This is a genomic window from Streptomyces sp. NPDC102270 (assembly GCF_044766405.1).
Taxonomy (GTDB): Bacteria; Actinomycetota; Actinomycetes; order Streptomycetales; family Streptomycetaceae; genus Streptomyces.
The window spans coordinates 10,111-28,078 of sequence record NZ_JBIWLX010000025.1 but is presented as its reverse complement, the minus strand read 5'-3'; the positions used below and the strand labels follow the sequence as shown (position 1 = coordinate 28,078).

The following is a 17,968-nucleotide window of genomic DNA, read 5'->3' as shown; positions in this document are numbered from 1 at the left end:
TTAGTATGCACACACGTCTCCGGGAAGAGACAAGGCGTCTGCGGTGGAGACACCTGCCGCATCGAGATCATGAGCCGCGCAAAAAGGAGAGCCCGATGTCAGCAGCCGAGGGTCCGCTCGTCGTCGGCGTGGACACGTCCACCCAGTCCACCAAGGCCCTGGTGGTCGACGCTGCCACCGGCCAGGTCGTCGCGCGCGGCCAGGCACCGCACACCGTGTCCTCCGGAGCCGGCCGGGAAAGCGACCCGCGCCAGTGGTGGGACGCCCTGTCCGAGGCCCTGCGCCAGTGCGGGGACGCCGCGCGCGAGGCTGCCGCGGTGTCGATCGGCGGCCAGCAGCACGGCCTGGTGACGCTGGACGCGCAGGGCGAGCCGGTGCGCCCGGCCATGCTCTGGAACGACGTCCGCTCCGCGCCGCAGGCCCGGCGTCTCATCGAGGAGCTGGGCGGCCCGAAGGCCTGGGCGGAGCGGACCGGAAGCGTGCCGGGCGCCTCCTTCACGGTCACGAAGTGGGCCTGGCTCTCCGAGCACGAGCCGGAGGCCCTGCGCGCCACGAAGGCGGTCCGCCTGCCCCACGACTACCTCACCGAGCGGCTCACCGGGGAGGGCACCACCGACCGCGGCGACGCCTCCGGCAGCGGCTGGTGGGCGTCCGCGACGGAGTCGTACGACAGCGAGATCCTCGCGCACGTGGGCCTCGACCCCGCCCTGCTCCCCCGCGTGGTCCGGCCCGGCGAGGTGGCCGGCACCGTGCGCGACGGCCATGACCTGCCCTTCTCCAAGGGCACCCTGGTCGCACCCGGCACCGGCGACAACGCGGCCGCGGCGCTCGGCCTCGGGCTGCGCCCCGGCACGCCGGTGATGAGCCTGGGCACCTCGGGCACGGTCTACGCCGTGTCCAAGCGCCGTCCCACCGACCCGACCGGCACCGTGGCGGGCTTCGCCGACGCCCACGGCGACTGGCTGCCCCTGGCCTGCACCCTGAACTGCACCCTCGCCGTCGACCGCATCGCGGCGCTGCTGGGCCTGGACCGCGAGGCCGTAAAGCCGGTCTCGGGGGTGACCCTGCTTCCCTACCTGGACGGCGAGCGCACCCCGAACCTGCCGAACGCCTCCGGACTGCTGCACGGCCTGCGCCACGACACCACCGGCGGCCAGCTCCTCCAGGCCGCCTACGACGGTGCCGTGCAGGCGCTGCTCGGGGCACTGGACCTGGTACTCGACCACGACGCGGACCGTTCGACGCCGCTGCTGCTGATCGGCGGCGGCGCCCAGGGCACCGCCTGGCAGCAGACCGTACGCCGGCTCTCCGGACGGCCCGTCCAGGTGCCCGAGGCCAAGGAACTGGTCGCCCTCGGCGCCGCCGCGCAGGCCGCGGGGCTGCTGACCGGCGAGGACCCGGGTGCGGTCGCCCGGCGCTGGAACACGGCCGCCGGACCGGTACTGGAGGCCGTGGAGCGGGACGACGAGACGCTGGCCAGGATCGCCGGGGTACTCTCCGACGCGGCGCCGCTGCTGGAGCGGGGGAGCTCTGAGGAGTGAGGGAGGCATGACCGCACCGCTGCGTGACGGCCACCCGGCGAGGCCCGGGCGCGGCCTGCCCGACAACCAGCAGGGCATGCGCCGCCGCAACCTGGCCCGTGTGATGCACACCGTGAGTGCCGAGGGACCGCTGTCGCGCGCCGCGGTCGCCTCCCGCATCGGCCTGACCCGGGCCGCGGTGTCGACCCTCGTCGACGAACTCATCCGCTCGGGGCTGCTGGAGGAGCTCGGCCCCGAGCGTCCCGGCCGGGTCGGCAGGCCGGGTTCCGCGCTCGCCGTCAGCGGCCGCGGGCCTGCCGGCATAGGTGCCGAGGTCGGCGTGGACCACCTCGCGGTCTGCGCGGTGGATCTGCGCGGACAGGTGCGCTCGCGCCTGGTGCGGTACGGCGCGAACCGGGGCCGCTCCCCCGAACCGGTGCTCGCCGAACTCACCTCCCTGGTGCGCCGGGTGGTGGCGGAGGCGGAGAGCGAGGGCCTGTGGCCCGCCGGTCTCGCGGTGGCGGTGCCCGGTCTGGTCGCACGGGACGCCCGCACCGTCGTGCGCGCCCCGAACCTCGACTGGCACGACACGGACCTGGGCATCCTGCTGCCCGAGGACCTCCCGCTGACCGTGGGGAACGAGGCCAACTTCGGCGCGCTGGCGGAACTCTGGCTCGGCGACGGCACCCCCCATGACTTCCTGCACGTCTCGGCGGAGATCGGCATCGGCGCGGCACTGGTCGTGGACGGGCAACTGCTGCGCGGCACCCGTGGTTTCGCGGGCGAGCTCGGCCATGTTCCGGTCCGCCCGGACGGACCGCGGTGCCCGTGCGGCGGGCGCGGCTGTCTGGAGCAGTACGCCGGCGAGGAGGCGGTGCTGCGGGCGGCCGGCCTGGAGCTGGGCGAGGACCGGGTCGGACTGCTCGCCCAGCACGCGGCGGACGGCGACGAGGCCGTACGGGGCGCCCTGCGCGAGGCCGGGGAGGCGCTCGGCATCGCGCTGACCGGGGCGGTCAATCTGCTGGACCCCGAAGCCGTGGTGCTCGGCGGTGCGCTGGCCGGGCTCGCACCCTGGCTGCTCCCTTCCCTGCGGGACGAGCTGGCCCGGCGGACAGCCGGTCCGGCCTGCCCGGTGTCCGTGTCGGGCCTCGGTTCGCAGGGGCCGCTGCTGGGGGCCGCGCACTCGGTGGTGCGGGCCGTACTGGACGACCCGGCAGCCGTGGGCGAACGGGCCTGAGCACCCGTCAACTCACCCCTTCGGGTGAGCGGGTTATCCACATTCCCGACGTCGTCCACCGGAACAGCGAGCGCTCCCCTGCCCAACCGGCAGCCCCCGTACCGTGATTCACGCAAGGCACGCAGCTGCCGTGGACGATCGATCTTGGCCAGGTCCTGTTCGTCTGCGACACCAGCCACACCCGCGTGGCGAAGATCCGCAAGGAAGGGCTGCCGACGCGCGAGACTCACCGCGGAGCGCACGACCTGCTCCAGGAGACCGCGGTGCCGCCGCGCGGCCGAACACCGCTGAGACGAAAGGCAGTTGATCCATGGAACGCGCCAGACCGCTGCTCGACCGACGGCGGCTGCTGAAGGGGGCCGTCCTGGCCGCCGTACCGTACGCACTGCTCCCCGAGACGCGGGCGGGGGCTGCCCCGCAGCCCGTCGACCACCCGCTCGCCGAGTGGCAGCCGGCCACGCCGTCCAACTTCACGGTGTCGGACCGCCCCTGGTCCTACCAGGTGGACCGGGTGGTCGTCCACGTCACCCAGACCGATTACACCGGCACCCTGGACATCTTCCGCAACCCGGAGAAGAAGGTGTCCGCCCACTACGTCGTGCGATCGGCCGACGGTCATGTCGCGCAGTGCGTACGGGAGGCGGACGTCGCCTGGCACGCCGGGAACTGGGACTACAACACCCGCAGCATCGGCATCGAGCACGAGGGATGGGTGGACAAGCCCGCCTACTTCACCGAGGCCCTCTACCAGGAGTCCGCCAAGCTGACGGCGGGGATCTGCGAGAGATACGGCATCCCCAGGGACCGCGCGCACATCATCGGGCACTACGAGGTGCCGGGCGCGGACCACACCGACCCGGGGCCGTACTGGGACTGGGACCGCTACCTGAGCATGGTCGAAGCCGTGTGAGTCGCGCATCGTCCGGATGACGGCGGTCGGAGAGGTTGTCTGCGCGCGTACCGGGAGTGACGATGTCCCCCAGCGCATCGCCTTCCCGGGAGGCCGAGTTGACCGATCCATGGGTGGCCCTGGAGCCGGGGGCCGACCCTGCCGAGCGGGTCCGACTGCTGCGGCGGGCGCACGAGACGTTCACCGAGGCGGGCACGGTGCAGCGGCCGGTGCGCCCGGTGGTGGCCGACTCGTGGCGGCGTTCCGCGCGGGCTGGCGTCGGGCCCGACGGGACGGCGAACGTCGAACTCGGCGAAGGTGACCTCGGTTCGTATCGGGCCGAGCATCCGCTGGCGCGGGTCATGCCACTGTTCCGTGAGCTCATGGGGACCTTCGCCTCCGACGGGGAGCACCTGCTCGCCGTGTGCGACGAGCACGGCAGGCTGCTCTGGGTGGAGGGCCATGCGGGGACCCGTCGGCAGGCGGAGTGGATGAACTTCGTGCCGGGTGCGCGGTGGGCGGAGACCGCTGTCGGGACGAACGCTCCGGGGACGGCGGTCGCGGTGGACCGGCCGGTGCAGGTGTTCGCGGCGGAGCACTTCATCCGCCGGGTGCAGCCGTGGACCTGCGCGGCGGCGCCGGTGCACGATCCGCGGACCGGGCGGGTGCTGGGGGCCGTGGACATCACCGGCGGCGACGGGCTCGCGCATCCGCACAGCCTGGGCTTCGTCCAGGCGGTCGCGCGGGCCGCCGAGTCCCAGCTGGCGCTGCTCCTCCCGCAGCAGCCGGCCACCGGCAGGGCCGAGCTGAGCGCACTGGGCCGCGACGAAGCGCTGCTGGTCGGCGGGGGTCGCAGGGTCAGGCTCAGCCGCCGGCACAGCGAGATCCTGGTGTTGCTGTCCCGGCATCCGGAGGGCCTGACCGGGGACGAGCTGTTGTGCGCGCTGTACGAGGACGAGTCGGTGCCCCCGGTGACGTTGCGGGCCGAACTCGCGCGGCTGCGCAAGGTTGTCGGACCGGGGCTGCTGGCGTCACGGCCGTACCGGCTGACCGTGCCGGTCGAGTCGGACGCGGCGATCGTCGAGCGCCGGCTGGAGAGCGGGGCGGTCGCGGCGGCGGCGAAGGGGTACGCCGGTCCGCTGCTGCCGTCGTCGCAGGCCCCGGCGGTGGTGCGGCTCAGGCACCGGGTCGCGGACGCGCTGCGGACGGCGTTGGTCGCCCGCCGGGACCCCGACCTGCTGGCGGACTGGGCGCACGCGCCGTGGGGCGAGGACGACGTCGAGGTGTGGCGGGCGCTCGCGGCCGTACGTCCCACAGCCAGCGTCCGGGCCCGGCTGGCCGCGCTGGAGTGGGAGCTGGCCGCGCCGACGGCAACGTGGTTGCAACGTCCGCGCTCCTAGCCTCACGCGCAGAGCTGCCCAACGGCGGGCAGCGCTGCTGAAGGAGGCTGGCCACCATGACCCGTTACGCGGCACCCGGCACCGAGGGCGCGATCGTCTCCTACCAGGCGCGCTACGACCACTTCATCGGCGGCGAGTACGTGCCGCCGGTGCGCGGGCAGTACTTCGAGAATCCGTCCCCGGTGAACGGGCAGCCGTTCACCGAGGTCGCGCGGGGCACCGCGGAGGACGTGGAGCGGGCGCTGGACGCCGCGCACGCCGCCGCCCCGGGCTGGGGCCGGACCTCGGTGACCGAGCGGTCCGGCATCCTGCTGAAGATCGCCGACCGCATGGAGGCGAACCTCGAAAAGCTGGCGGTCGCGGAGAGCTGGGAGAACGGCAAGCCGGTGCGCGAGACGCTGGCGGCCGACATCCCCCTCGCCATCGACCACTTCCGGTACTTCGCGGGGGCGATCCGCGCGCAGGAGGGTTCGCTCGGCGAACTCGACGACGACACGGTGGCGTACCACTTCCATGAGCCGCTCGGTGTCGTCGCGCAGATCATCCCGTGGAACTTCCCGATCCTGATGGCGGTGTGGAAGCTGGCCCCGGCCCTCGCGGCGGGCAACGCGGTCGTCATCAAGCCCGCCGAGCAGACCCCGGCCTCCCTCCACTACTGGATGAGCCTGGTGGCGGACCTGCTGCCGCCGGGCGTGGTGAACATCGTCAACGGCTTCGGGGTGGAGGCGGGCAAGCCGCTCGCGTCCAGCGCGCGGGTGGCCAAGGTCGCGTTCACCGGGGAGACCACGACGGGGCGGCTGATCATGCAGTACGCCTCGGAGAACATCAAGCCGGTCACCCTCGAACTCGGTGGCAAGTCACCGAACATCTTCTTCGACGACGTCTGGGCGCGGGACGACGACTTCCGGGACAAGGCCCTCGAAGGGTTCACGATGTTCGCCCTCAACCAGGGCGAGGTCTGCACCTGCCCGTCCCGGGCACTGATCCAGCGCGGCAACTACGCCGAGTTCCTCGAGGCCGCCATCGCACGAACCGAACTCATCAAGCCGGGCCACCCCCTCGACACCGACACGATGATCGGTGCTCAGGCGTCCAACGACCAGTTGGAGAAGATCCTCTCCTACCTGGACGTCGGCCGGCAGGAGGGCGCGAAGATCCTCACCGGCGGCGAACGCATCGAGTACGACGGTGAGTTGAAGGGCGGCTACTACGTCCAGCCGACGATCTTCGAGGGCGACAACCGTATGCGCATCTTCCAGGAGGAGATCTTCGGCCCCGTCGTCTCGGTGACCTCCTTCGACGACTTCGACGACGCCCTGAAGATCGCCAACGACACGCTGTACGGCCTCGGGGCGGGCGTGTGGACCCGGGACATGAACACGGCGTACCGGGCCGGACGGGCGATCCAGGCGGGCCGCGTCTGGACCAACTGCTACCACGCGTACCCGGCCCATGCGGCGTTCGGCGGGTACAAGCAGTCGGGGATCGGGCGAGAGACGCACAAGATGATGCTGGAGCACTACCAACAGACGAAGAACCTTCTGGTGTCGTACTCGCCGAGGAAGCTGGGCTTCTTCTAGAGACCAGAAAAGGGTGCCTGACATAGGACGCCGTCCCGTCCTCCCGCAGCGGATGCAGGTCGGCCAAGGTCCGGATCGTCCCGGAAGCTGTTGAACGCCTCTTCGGACTCCCATTCGACGAGGAACAGAACCTGCCGTGGCGCGAGGTCACCGGCCACGTTGTCCCGGAAACGACCGAACGCCACCATGCGGCCACCATATTGCGGAGCCGCCTCCGGCAGGCGACTGAAATACGCGAGGTATTTCTGCACGTCGACCACGCCAAACATGTTCAGGGCGTAGAACTTCTTCTTCTGCACATTCGCACTCATCATCAAGGCCATCTCCGACATCGAAGAAAACCGATCGGTTTACACGTATGGTAAACCGATCGGTTTTCACTCGCAAGTCAGGTGCGGGTCCAGTGCTGGTTGCTTCCGTTCGAGCAGGAGTAGAGCTGGATCAGGGTGCCGTTGGCGGTGCCGTTCGCGACGGCGTCGAGGCAGAGGCCGGACTGGACGCCGACGATCGAGCCGTCGGAGTTGAGGCGCCATTTCTGGTTGTCGGCGCCCCAGCAGCTGTAGATCTGGACTCTGGCGCCGTTGCCGGTGCCGCCGGCGTCCAGGCACTTGTTGCCGTAGACCCTGAGCTCACCGGCAGCGGTGTACGTCCACTGCTGGTTGGTGCCGTTGTTGCAGTCCCACAGTTGGATCTGGGTGCCGTCCGTCGTACTGCTGCTGGGCACGTCCAGGCAGCGGCCCGACCCGACGCCCTTGATCGTTCCGGAACCCGAAGGGGGCGTGGTGGTGCCGCCGTTGAGTGCGTTGAGGACGGCGGTGTAGGCGGGCTTCTTGCTGCCGTCGCCGTTGAAGAGGAGCGGCGTGTCCTGGGATCGCCAGGAGTCGGTGTCGCGCACGCCCCAGACCGTGATGCCGAGGCAGCGCGAGACAGCCAGGCAGTCGTTGGTCACGTTGGCGTACGTCGTGGCCGAGGCACCCTGGATGTCGAGTTCGGTGATGGCCACGTCGACGCCGAGGGCGGCGAAACTCTGCAGCGTGGTGCGGAAGTTGCTGTTGTAGGGGCTGCCGCTGTTGAAGTGCGACTGGAAGCCGACACAGTCGATCGGAACGCCACGCTGCTTGAAGTCCCGCACCATGGCGTACACGGCCTGGGTCTTGGCCCAGGTCCAGTCCTCGATGTTGTAGTCGTTGTAGCAGAGCTTGGCCGCCGGATCCGCGGCGCGAGCGGTGCGGAAGGCGACCTCGATCCAGTCGTTGCCCGTGCGTTGCAGGTTGGAGTCGCGCCGGGCTCCCGAACTGCCGTCGGCGAAGGCCTCGTTCACGACGTCCCACTGGGCGATCTTGCCCTTGTAGTGGGCCATCACGCCGTTGATGTGGTCGTTCATGGCCTGGCGCAGTGTGCTGCCGCTGAGGCTCTGCATCCAGCCGGGCTGCTGGGAGTGCCAGGCCAGGGTGTGGCCGCGCACCTTCTTGCCGTTCTGCACCGCCCAGTTGTAGACGCGGTCACCGGCAGTGAAGTTGAACTGGCCTCGCTGCGGTTCGGTGGCGTCGATCTTCATCTCGTTCTCGGCCGTCACCATGTTGAACTCGCGGCCGGCGATCGTCGTGTACGCCGAGTCGCCCAGTCTGCCCGAGGCGATGGCGGTGCCGAAGTAGCGGCCGCTCTGCGCCGCCGCGGCGCCGAGCGTGTTCTCGGCGGCGTGTGCGGTCGGTGGTGGCGGGGCCAGTGCGGCGACCGCGCCGAGGACGCCGACGACCAGCGCCGGCACCAGGCCGCTGATCTTCCGGCGGATGACGGTTCTGGGAAGGGCAGACGAGCGCATGGCTGTGCCTCCAAGGTGGACATCACGCAAGGACTGAAGCGCAGGGGAATGTGTCGTCCATCAGCCACTGGGCAGGCCGGGACGATCGCGACTACGGCCGGCACCGTTCGGCATCTCGAACTGTGGCCGCTTTCTCAGACAGGGATGATTGAGGCATTGACGAGGCATCGTCAATACTCCGCGCAGAAGAAGTTTCCGTTCGTCGACCGAAAGTTTCCGGAACCCCCTTCGCGTGGGCAGATCGGTGACAGGCCTTGACCGGAGGGCCCCGCATTCCTAGCTTGTGGCGTCGAGCCATCCGGGAATTCTTCGAAACTTTCGGATTGTCCCCCGCCCTTCAAAGGAGGCCCCGCGATGTTGTTGCGCCACCGGTTCCCGGTCCGCCTCAGACGATTACTGGCCGTCCTCGCGCCCTTGCTGCTCGTGGCCGCCTTCCTCGGTGCCCAGCCCGCCGACGCGGCGACCGTAGACCCCAACGCCTCATATGTGCTGGTCAACCGCAACAGCGGCAAGGCCCTGGACGTCTACAACATGGCGACCGCCGACGGCGCCCGCATCACCCAGTGGACCAGGAACGATCAGGCCCAGCAGCAGTGGCAGTTCGTCGATTCCGGGGGCGGCTACTACCGCATCAAGTCCCGCCACTCGGGCAAGGTCCTGGACGTCTACAACTGGTCCACCGCGAACGGCGGCTCGATCGTCCAGTGGGCCGACCTGAACGCCACCAACCAGCAGTGGCGGCTGGCCGACAGCTCGGACGGCTACGTGCGGTTCATCTCGCGCCACAGCAACAAGGCCCTCGAAGTACAGGGCGCCTCCACCGCCGACAACGCCAACACCGTCCAGTACGACGACTGGGGCGGCGCCAACCAGCAGTGGCGGCTCGTGAAGGTCGGCGACGACTCCAGTGCATGCGATCTTCCGTCGACGTACCGCTGGTCATCGACGGGCGCACTGGCGCAGCCCAAGGCGGGATGGGTCTCTCTCAAGGACTTCACCGTCGCCCCCTACAACGGCAAGCAACTCGTCTACGCGACGACGCACGACACCGGGACGAGTTGGGGTTCGATGAACTTCAGCCCGTTCACCAACTGGTCAGAGATGGCCTCGGCCGGCCAGAACACGATGTCGTCCTCGACCGTCGCGCCCACGCTCTTCTACTTCGCGCCGAAGAACATCTGGGTGCTCGCCTACCAGTGGGGCGGGAGCGCCTTCTCCTACCGGACATCGAGCGACCCCACCAACCCGAACGGCTGGTCGTCTCCGCAGGTGCTCTTCTCCGGAAGCATCTCCGGCTCCGGAACAGGGCCCATCGACCAGACGCTCATCGGTGACGGGACGAACATGTACCTGTTCTTCGCCGGTGACAACGGCAAGATCTACCGGGCCAGCATGCCGATCGGGAACTTCCCGGGCAGTTTCGGCTCGACCTACACAACGATCATGAGCGATACGACGAACAACCTGTTCGAAGCCCCGCAGGTCTACAAGCTGCAGGGCCAGAACCGCTACCTCATGATCGTCGAGGCGATCGGCTCGCAGGGCCGCTACTTCCGCTCGTTCACGGCCACGAGTCTGAACGGCTCATGGACACCCCAGGCCGCGACCGAGAGCAACCCCTTCGCCGGCAAGGCCAACAGCGGCGCCACCTGGACCACCGACATCAGCCACGGCGAACTGATCCGCACCAGTGCCGATCAGACCTTCACCGTCGATCCCTGCAACCTGCACTTCCTCTACCAGGGGCGCAGCCCCGGCTCCGGCGGGGACTACGGCCTCCTGCCCTACCGTCCGGGTCTGCTGACCCTCCAGCGCTGACGGCGTGGCGGACTCGGTGAAAGGCCGGGCCCGCCATGGCTCACCGTGGAGTCAGGCCACGTCGGCGTACACCATGTGGTGGTCCGAGACCGGGCTCGGATGCACTCGCTGCCCGAGGGGGACGTAGCCCCGCAGGAACACGTAGTCGAACTTGCTCTGCCAGTCGGTGGTCGGCTCGCAGGTGCCGTCGGACCCGGGACGGCACTGGGGGTCCGCGTCCTTGGCCAGGGCCCACATCCGGGTGAGTTCGGAGGCGTCCGGCACGGCGTTGAAGTCGCCGATGACGATCGCGCGGTCGTGCCGGGCGACCTCCTTGGCGAGGACGGCGACCTGCTCCGCCCGGACCGCCTCCTGACGCCGTTCGGCGAGGTGGGTGTTGAAGACCCGGACCGGGCGGCCGCCCACCGTGGTGGTGACCTCCATGTAGCCACGGTCCTCGGAGCCGCCGTCGGGATATTCCTCGGTGACGACGTCGGTCATCGGGGCCGCCGAGAGGATCGCCTCGCCGTAGCCGCCCGGGTTCCAGGGCGCTCCCCCGCAACGGCCCCAGCTCTGCAGAACCGACCCGTACTCGACGTGGTAGACGAGCCCGTGCAGGTTCTCCAGATACTCCCGGATCTTCTCGACGTCACCCACGCACGCCTCCTGCAGGCCGATGACCTGGGGCGCGAACGCGGCGATCTCCGCCGCCCGGTCGTCGTTGCCCGTTTCGCACGGGTTGCAGAGGTTCCACGTCATGACCCGGTTCGGTACGACGTCCCGGACAGACTTGGCGGGCAGTGCTTTGGCGTCGAGGGATCCGCTCGGGGCGCTGGGGCCCGAAAGGACCATCCAGGCCACGACCATGGCGCCCACGAGCAACCACGTGCCCTTTCCGAGCACCATCGCCTCCCCGACGCGGATTCCCCAGGCCAACTGACGTCTGCGTGAACCATGCTAGGCGACGCGGACTCACTCCTCGTCGCGCAGCCGGGCCGCCAGGGAGGCCAGGGTCTCGCTCTCCTCGGTGTGACCCAGGGCGGTCAGGTGGGCGACCGCCGCGTCGAGACGGGTGAGGGCGGGGGCCGGGCGTTTCAGGTAGAGGCCCTCCACGGCGCCCGCGAGGCGGACGCACTCGGCCCACTCACCGGCCCGGTCGTCCTCCGGTCCGAGTTCGCCGAGCAGGGCCAGGGCCTTCTCCAGGGCGGCCAGCGCGTCCTCGTACGCGCCCGCGTAGGCGTTGACCCGCCCGTGCTCATAGGCCAGGGCGGTGTCCAGGGAGCGGCCGCGGGCCTCGTACCCGGCGGCGCGGGCCTCGTCGGCGATCCGGTCGGCGTCCGCCAGGAAGGCACGGGCGTCCGCCAGGCCCTCGGGGCCCCGCTGCTGGGCCTGGAGGCGGGCGAGTTCACGCAGGCAGTTGCTGAGCAACTCGTAGCGCGGGTCCCGGGCGTGGGCGGCGATCGCCTGGTCCGCGGCCTCGCGGGCCGGGCCGAACTCGCCGGACTCGCCGAGGAGTACGGCCGTCTCGGCGGCGATCATGGCATGGCTGCCCGGGTCGTCGTCCCAGCCGGCGGACTCGGCCGCGAGCGCGGCGAACTCGGCCGTGGCGGCCTTGAGATCCTCCCCCGCGCGCAGTGCGCGGGCGCGGGTCAGACGCAGTTGGGCGGCGAGCCGGTCGTCCAGCTCTCCGGAGACGACGTCCGGCTCGGCCAGCAGGGAGTCGAGCAGCGCGATGCAGTCCTCGACGCGGCCCAGGTCGAGGCTGAGCTGGGCGGCGTTGCTGTAGGTGCAGAACGCGTCGATCCGGTTGCCGCCGCGGAGGTTCACCTCCGCCGAGCGCGTCAGGTGCCGCAGCGCCTCGTCGGGGCGTCCCAGGTGCATGCAGGCCTCGGCGAGATCACCGTGCAGGCGGCTGGTGTCGACCGAGTCGGCGGGCCAGTCGGCAGCCAGTCGCAGCGCTTCGGTGAGGTTCGCGTGCGCGGTCTGCGGGTCCTGGAGCACGAGCTGGAGCCGGCCGCGCAGCCCGAGGGTACGGGGCAGGTGCCAGGCCGGGCCGTGCGCCTTCAGCCGGTCCAGGAGGGCGTCGATCTCGGTGACCGCGGCGGGCAGGTCGCCGGAGATGGCGTATGTGCTGGCCCGCAGCAGCAGGGCGCCGGAGATCTGCCCGGCGAGGTCGTGCCGGGTGGCGAAGGCGTGCAGCAGCTCCGTCTCGGCGAAGACGGGTGCGACGTGCTCCTTGCTTCCCGTCGTCTGCAGGCGCAGGCCGAGCGCGGTCGCCCGCAGCCGCAGCAGGCGGGCCTCCAGGAAGGGAGCGAGGCCGGCCGTCTCCTCGTGCAGGCGGACCACGGACGCGTGGGCGGCACTCAGCGCGGCCGCCTTCGCCTCGGTGTCGTCCCCGTTCTCTTCGGGGATCTGGGCGGTGGCGAGCAGGGCGCAGGCGCGGGCGATCGCCCCGTGCCCGGGCTCCGCGGCGTCGTCGTAGAGGGCGGCGGCCTCCTCGTCGAGCGCGGCGGCTTCGGCGAAATCGTCCTTGTTGGCCGCCGAGGTCGCCTCGTCGGCCAGCAGGTCGGCGCGCAGCCGGACCAGCGGGCCCACGGCCGGGTCGTCGGGGTGGGTGTAGTCGCGGGCGGCGACCAGGGTGCGCAGCCGGGCAAAGCATGCCTGGGCGTCCGGGTGTCCCTGTTCGTCCAACGTCCTTGCCTGGAGAATGAGTTCAGGCAGGGCATCGGGAACCGCAGCGGTCGTACGGGAGGCCGGCGCGGTGACCGGGTCGGCCGGGGCGACGTCGTCGAGGCCGCGGGTGCGCAGGGTCAGTTCGAGCGCGTCGAGGAGCGGGGCCCGGTCGAGGCGGGCCCTGCGGCGGCCTGTGTGGGTCCGGGTTCCGTTGCGGGCGTCGAAGCGGGCGGCGAGGTCGTCCGCGCGGCCGCGCACCTCGGCGTGCAGCCCGGACACCGTCCAGGTGCGGCCGGGGTATCCGGCGGCGGGCAGTTCGCCGTGGCCGAGGTGCTCGACGCGTTGGAGGAGGACCTCGACGCCGGTGAGGAAGTCGAGCTGGTCCAGGGGCGAGTCGACCTCGTCGAACAGGTTCCGGTTCTCGGCGAGCAGTTCCAGGCCGCGGGCCTCGTTGCCGGTCAGCGCGCAGAACTCCAGGTGCCGGCCGACCTCCCCGGACATCGAGGGGTTGCGGCGGCAACCTCGGTAGCCGGCGAGGTGCAGTTCGCGGGCCCGGTCGGCGGCACCGGTGCGCAGCAGGGGCAGCAGGGCGTGGGAGAGGGAGCGGGCCGGCTCCTCCTGACAGGACTCCTTCCCGTTCAGGACGGGCTCCCAGGTGCGCAGGGCCCGCTCGTCGTCGCCCGCGGCGAGGTGGAACAGGGCGCGCTCGCAGATCTCGCAGGCCTCGCAGTCGCTGAGCCGGGTGCGGGCGCGGCCCGCCCACAGCTCGTAGGCGGCGGTGGTGTCCTCGCCGACGTGGGCGGCGAGTTGATAGGCCTGGCTGTAGTACGGCTGGAGGCCGAGGCCGGCTTTCTCGTAGCGGTCGCGCATCTCGGTCAGCCACTGGCGCAGGCTGGCCAGCGGTATCTCGGGCAGCTGACGCAGGGCGTGGCCCACCCACTTGAACCGCCAGAACAGCAGATGGCGCAGGCGCTCGTCGAAGATGTCGGGCTGCTCGTCGAAGAGGGTGAGCAGGCGGGCGAAGACGACGGGCGACTTACGGGGTTCGGAGCCGTAGGTGTACGCCTCCTGGAGTTCGAGGAGGGCGTGGATCAGCGGTACGGGCTCCTCGAACTGCTCGGCGGCGTCGACGAGTTCCTCGGCGGTGACGGTGCGGGTACGGCCGTAGGGGCGCTCGTCGTTGTCCTGGAGCGCCTGGTACAGCTCGTCGGTGGTCTGGATCGTGGTGGGCATCGTCAGCTGTCCTTGCGGAGGGCGTGGGCGAGGAGGTCGAGGAAGGAGCGGTTGATGAGGCTCGACTCGGCGGGCCTGAGCGGGCGGCGGGACAGCATCGCGGCCTGTCCGTAGAGAGCTTCGGCACTGGTACGGGCCAGCTCGGGCTCATTGATGGTGACCGCGGTGCGCACCAGCGGGTTGAGCTGGTTGAGGATCAGCTGGGCCCGCGGGGCCTCCTGGCGCAGGGCGCCGAGGATGTCGCCCCACACGCCGCCCTGCTGCTCGCGGGCGAGCTGGGAGCGGGTGCGTTCGTGCCGGGCCTCCCGGCTGTCGAGGAGCAGGGCGGGGGCGGAGGCGGGCTGGAAGGTGCGCAGCGCGACATCGCAGTCGAAGACGGCGAGGGCGTCGCGGGCCTGGGCGAGGTAGGCCGCGGCGGCCAGCTCGGTCTCCCGGTCGACGGGGTCGAGGTGGGCGGTGAGGGTCGCCGGGTCGAGGTCGGCGACGCTGACCTCGGGCCTGACCTCGGGCAGCCGGTGGACCAGTGCGCGGTCGTAGGTGTAGCCGCCGTTGACGACGCCGAGTCCGGCGGCGGAGGCGATGGCCGCGACCTGGCGGAACTCCTCGACGCTCGACGTGACGAGCACGGTGCGGTGGGTGCGCGCGAACTCGTCGAGGGTGGCGTGTCCGTCGGTGGTCTCGAACGGCAGCCACGGCAGCAGCATCCGCATGATCTCGTCGTCGTGCACCGCGAGCGACTTCACGGCCAGGTGGTGGACCTGGAGGAAGCGGCCGAGCAGTTCGGGATCGCTGGCGGCGGCCCTGGCGATCCACGCGCGCAGGTGTTCGGCGAGCGCGTCGCGTACGGCGGCGAGGGTGTCGTCCTCGTACAGGGACTCGCGGGACGCGGTCGGGCGCAGGCTTTCGGCGTCGATGACACAGCGGACGAAGAACGCCCAGTCGGGCAGGATCTCCTCGGCCTGCTCGGACAGCAGCATGCCTTTGACGTGGACGCGGTGGCCGTGGCGGCGCCCGGCCGGTACCGCCTCGGGCAGCACGCAGGCGATGCCCTTGAGGCCCACGGCCGGCAGGTCCAGTTCGATGGTGTCCAGCGGTGTGAACCCGAAGACCTGCTCGCCGTAGGCGGCCAGGGCGCGGGAGCGGGCTCCCGGTGTGGGGTGGGTGCGCGCCCAGGGTGCGGGCTCGGGGTTGACGGGTGCTCCCACGGACGCGCCCGGTCCGCCCGGTCCGGCGGTGCCGTCGTCGAAGGTCACCGGGTGGCGCAGCAGGGAGCCGAAGTGCCGGGCCAGCGCGTGCACTTGGGCCGGGCGGGTCCACTCGCCCGCGTCGGCGCGGGGCGTCAGGGTGACGGTGGTGCCGGGCCGGGGGCGGGCGGTGGTGGGCAGGGTGCGGACGGTGTAGCTGCCGTCGCCGCGTCCGCGCCACTCCACCGCGGGCGCGTCGGGGACGCGGGCGGAGCGGCTCAGGACGTGGATCTCGTCCGCGACCAGGAAGCAGGAGAGCAGTCCGATGCCGAACTGGCCGATGAAGTCGGCGCGCTGGTCGGCGATCTGCTCGGCGCGCTTGCTGCTGCGGCCGATCGTCGCGAGGAAGGTGTGCACGTCGGCCTCGGTGAGTCCGACGCCGTCGTCCTCGACGCGTACCACGGCGCCGTCGGCGTACAGGCGGATGCCGAACGCGTCGGCGGGGGCGCCCTGTTCGAGACCGTGGCGGGCGGTCAGCGCGTCCACCGCGTTCTGGAGGAGCTCGCGCAGATAGACGCGGGGGCTGGAGTAGAGGTGGTGGGAGAGGAGGTCGACGAGGCCGCGCAGATCCACCTGGAAGGTGCGGTCGGCGGCGGCGTGGTCGGCGGAGTCGTGGCGCAGAGGCATGGGGCAGTCCGGGGAGAAGGAACGGCAGGGGTGGGCGATGGTCCGGCCGGGACGGGCGGGGACCGTGCGGCCTTCGGCTCAGAAGGCCTTGCGGAAGCGTGCGTAGGCTTTCTGGGCGTCCGCCATGAACGTCCACGGCCACTCGGTGAAGACACCGTCCAGCTCGCGGAAGACATTGGAGGCCTTGCTGCTGCCCGCCAGCGAAAGGGCCATGGCGAAGATGTTGTAGTCGCCCTGCCAGCCCAGGCCGCGTTCGTACGAGTGGTGCAGGATGCTGCGCTCCGCGGCCTCCCTCAACTCGGTCCGGATGCGAGGGTCCTGCAGGCAGTCACGGTTGTCGGACTCCACCCACTCCTCGATGTGGGCCATGGCGACCACACAGCCGAGGCGGTGCCCGTCGGGCGCGCCGGCGAAGGCCTTGCGGGCGAACGCGAGGGCCTGGCCGGGCTCGCCGCCCCACCGGGGCTGCAGCTGGGACACCCACTCGATGTGGGTCTCCAGGTCCAGCGGGTCGCGGCGCAGGGCGGCGTCGCGCCGGGTCTCGTTGACGGCGGGGCCCAGCGACATGCCACGCCCCGAGGTGAGGAGGCGGCGCCACGGGGTGACCCAGTCGGGCCGCAGCTCGGCGACTTCGAGCAACTGCTCCTCGGCGACCTCGAGTCGCTCGTGGAAGATCCGCCACTGCTCCTGTGTGACGTTCACGGCGCGTGCGGAGGTGCGGGCCTCCCAGCCCCAACTGATGTGACGCGCCCCGGATATCAGCAGGGCCGTGGCCCGGTGCTCCTTGTCCTCCTCGACGGCCCGCCCGATCCAGTCCTGCAGACCGTCCAACTCGGCGAGCTCGCTCAGCACCGCGTGGTCACGGCCGAGATCGAAGGGAGCCAGGGCCGACTTGACCGCCTCCCAGTCACCGGTGTCGGCCGCTTCCACCAGCGCGAGCACCCGGGTGTCCCCGAGAGCGCGCAGCCGGTACGTCCCGTTCTTCTGTCTGCGCGGGACGGGCAGGGCGTACGGATTCGCCCCCGGTCTCTCCGCATCCTTTCCGAACAGCTTGCCGAACATGCCGCGCCCTCCCCTGGTCCCGCGTGATCGTTGGTGCAGCATAAACGGCCCGACCGACACCGCCGTCCGGGCCGCTGAGCTGCTGGGTCACCAACGGGTTACCCGGTCACGGAAAAGTGCGTTCTTCCATGTCAGCGGACGCTCTCCTACGGTTTTCCAGTAACCACAAGAGACTACGGGCGTGCAGCGCCCGACGATGGAGGCACAGAGGATGTCCATCACCTTGCTGAATCCCGAGGGACTGCCGAAGATCGATGTCTACCGGCAGGTGTCGGTCGCGTCCGGCACGAGGCTGGTCTTCGTCGCCGGGCAGGTCTCCTGGGACGCCGAGGGCCGCACGGTCGGCGAGGGCGACCTCGCCGCGCAGGTCGAGCAGTGCTACCTCAACGTCGGCACGGCCCTGGCCGAAGCCGGCGGTTCCTTCGACGACGTGGTGAAACTGAACGTCCACGTCGTCGACTGGACACCCGACCGGATGCCCCAGCTCCTGGAGGGAATCTCACGGGCGGCCGCGAAACTGGGAGTCACCCCCGTTCCGCCGGCGACACTCCTGGGCGTCGCGGCACTGGACGTCCCCGACCACCTGGTCGAGGTCGAGGCCACCGCGGTCCTCGACTGAGCGAGGCGCCCGTACCGGTCTCACCGGTCGTCCCGCTGTGCGTGCGCCCCGGCGAGGAGCAGGTAGGCGGCGGCCGTCCACGTGTAGGCGCGGTCGCGCAGGCCCGTACCGGCCAGGGCGCCTGGTCGAGGTCGAGGCCACCGCGGTCCTCGACTGAGCGAGGCGCCCGTACCGGTCTCACCGGTCGTCCCGCTGTGCGTGCGCCCCGGCGAGGAGCAGGTAGGCGGCGGCCGTCCACGTGTAGGCGCGGTCGCGCAGGCCCGTA

The 17,968-nt window shown here is 71.0% G+C and carries 14 protein-coding genes; 7 read left to right on the top strand and 7 right to left on the bottom strand.

Annotated features, from left to right (window positions below; translation table 11 throughout):
- The first annotated feature begins 95 nt into the window (after positions 1-95).
- From xylB to ACIRP7_RS39665, 5 genes are all read left to right on the top strand, one after another.
- Entirely contained in the window at positions 96-1,541 is a 1,446-nt protein-coding gene (gene xylB / locus ACIRP7_RS39685) for a xylulokinase (RefSeq protein ID WP_403670030.1), read from the top strand.
- A 7-nt stretch (positions 1,542-1,548) separates the two neighbouring features.
- Positions 1,549-2,757: an ROK family protein gene (locus ACIRP7_RS39680; protein WP_403670027.1), complete on the top strand. Its 1,209-nt coding sequence runs from the start codon at positions 1,549-1,551 to the stop codon at positions 2,755-2,757.
- Between the two features lie 310 nt (positions 2,758-3,067).
- A complete protein-coding gene (locus tag ACIRP7_RS39675) occupies positions 3,068-3,667 on the top strand; it encodes an N-acetylmuramoyl-L-alanine amidase (RefSeq protein WP_403670024.1) in 600 nt (199 codons plus the stop codon).
- Positions 3,668-3,729: 62 nt separating this feature from the next.
- A complete protein-coding gene (locus ACIRP7_RS39670) occupies positions 3,730-5,046 on the top strand; it encodes a GAF domain-containing protein (RefSeq protein WP_403670021.1) in 1,317 nt (438 codons plus the stop codon).
- A gap of 56 nt (positions 5,047-5,102) precedes the next feature.
- Complete coding sequence (locus ACIRP7_RS39665) at positions 5,103-6,626, top strand: aldehyde dehydrogenase family protein (protein ID WP_403670018.1); 1,524 nt, start codon at positions 5,103-5,105, stop codon at positions 6,624-6,626.
- Here the strand turns inward: ACIRP7_RS39665 and ACIRP7_RS39660 are convergent.
- Both ACIRP7_RS39660 and ACIRP7_RS39655 read right to left on the bottom strand, forming a co-directional pair.
- Entirely contained in the window at positions 6,623-6,949 is a 327-nt protein-coding gene (locus ACIRP7_RS39660) for a DUF1330 domain-containing protein (protein WP_403670015.1), read from the bottom strand. The two genes, ACIRP7_RS39665 and ACIRP7_RS39660, sit on opposite strands and share 4 nt — an antisense overlap.
- A 65-nt stretch (positions 6,950-7,014) precedes the next feature.
- The gene (locus ACIRP7_RS39655; RefSeq protein ID WP_403670012.1) at positions 7,015-8,448 is read right to left on the bottom strand and encodes an endo-1,4-beta-xylanase; all 1,434 of its coding nucleotides are present in this window, start codon (positions 8,446-8,448) and stop codon (positions 7,015-7,017) included.
- A 354-nt stretch (positions 8,449-8,802) separates the two neighbouring features.
- On the opposite strand from ACIRP7_RS39655, the gene ACIRP7_RS39650 reads away from it, so the two are divergent.
- Entirely contained in the window at positions 8,803-10,266 is a 1,464-nt protein-coding gene (locus tag ACIRP7_RS39650) for a non-reducing end alpha-L-arabinofuranosidase family hydrolase (RefSeq protein WP_403670010.1), read from the top strand.
- A 51-nt stretch (positions 10,267-10,317) separates the two neighbouring features.
- On the opposite strand, the gene ACIRP7_RS39645 is transcribed toward ACIRP7_RS39650, so the two are convergent.
- The 4 genes from ACIRP7_RS39645 to ACIRP7_RS39630 form a co-directional block, all read right to left on the bottom strand.
- Positions 10,318-11,151, bottom strand: a complete 834-nt coding sequence (locus tag ACIRP7_RS39645; protein WP_403670007.1) for an endonuclease/exonuclease/phosphatase family protein — start codon at positions 11,149-11,151, stop codon at positions 10,318-10,320.
- Between the two features lie 66 nt (positions 11,152-11,217).
- A complete protein-coding gene (locus ACIRP7_RS39640; RefSeq protein WP_403670005.1) occupies positions 11,218-14,151 on the bottom strand; it encodes a hypothetical protein in 2,934 nt (977 codons plus the stop codon).
- A gap of 2 nt (positions 14,152-14,153) precedes the next feature.
- Positions 14,154-16,022 carry an HSP90 family protein gene (locus ACIRP7_RS39635; protein ID WP_403670002.1) on the bottom strand — a complete coding sequence of 623 codons (1,869 nt, stop codon included), beginning with the start codon at positions 16,020-16,022 and terminating at the stop codon, positions 14,154-14,156.
- Positions 16,023-16,100: 78 nt separating this feature from the next.
- A complete protein-coding gene (locus ACIRP7_RS39630; RefSeq protein WP_403669999.1) occupies positions 16,101-17,084 on the bottom strand; it encodes a hypothetical protein in 984 nt (327 codons plus the stop codon).
- 211 nt (positions 17,085-17,295) lie between these two features.
- Between ACIRP7_RS39630 and ACIRP7_RS39625 the strand changes: the two genes are divergently transcribed.
- Positions 17,296-17,703 carry a RidA family protein gene (locus tag ACIRP7_RS39625; RefSeq protein WP_403669997.1) on the top strand — a complete coding sequence of 136 codons (408 nt, stop codon included), beginning with the start codon at positions 17,296-17,298 and terminating at the stop codon, positions 17,701-17,703.
- Positions 17,704-17,723: 20 nt separating this feature from the next.
- Here the strand turns inward: ACIRP7_RS39625 and ACIRP7_RS39620 are convergent.
- On the bottom strand, positions 17,724-17,968 hold a 245-nt coding region (locus ACIRP7_RS39620; protein WP_403669994.1), incomplete at its 5' end, for a hypothetical protein.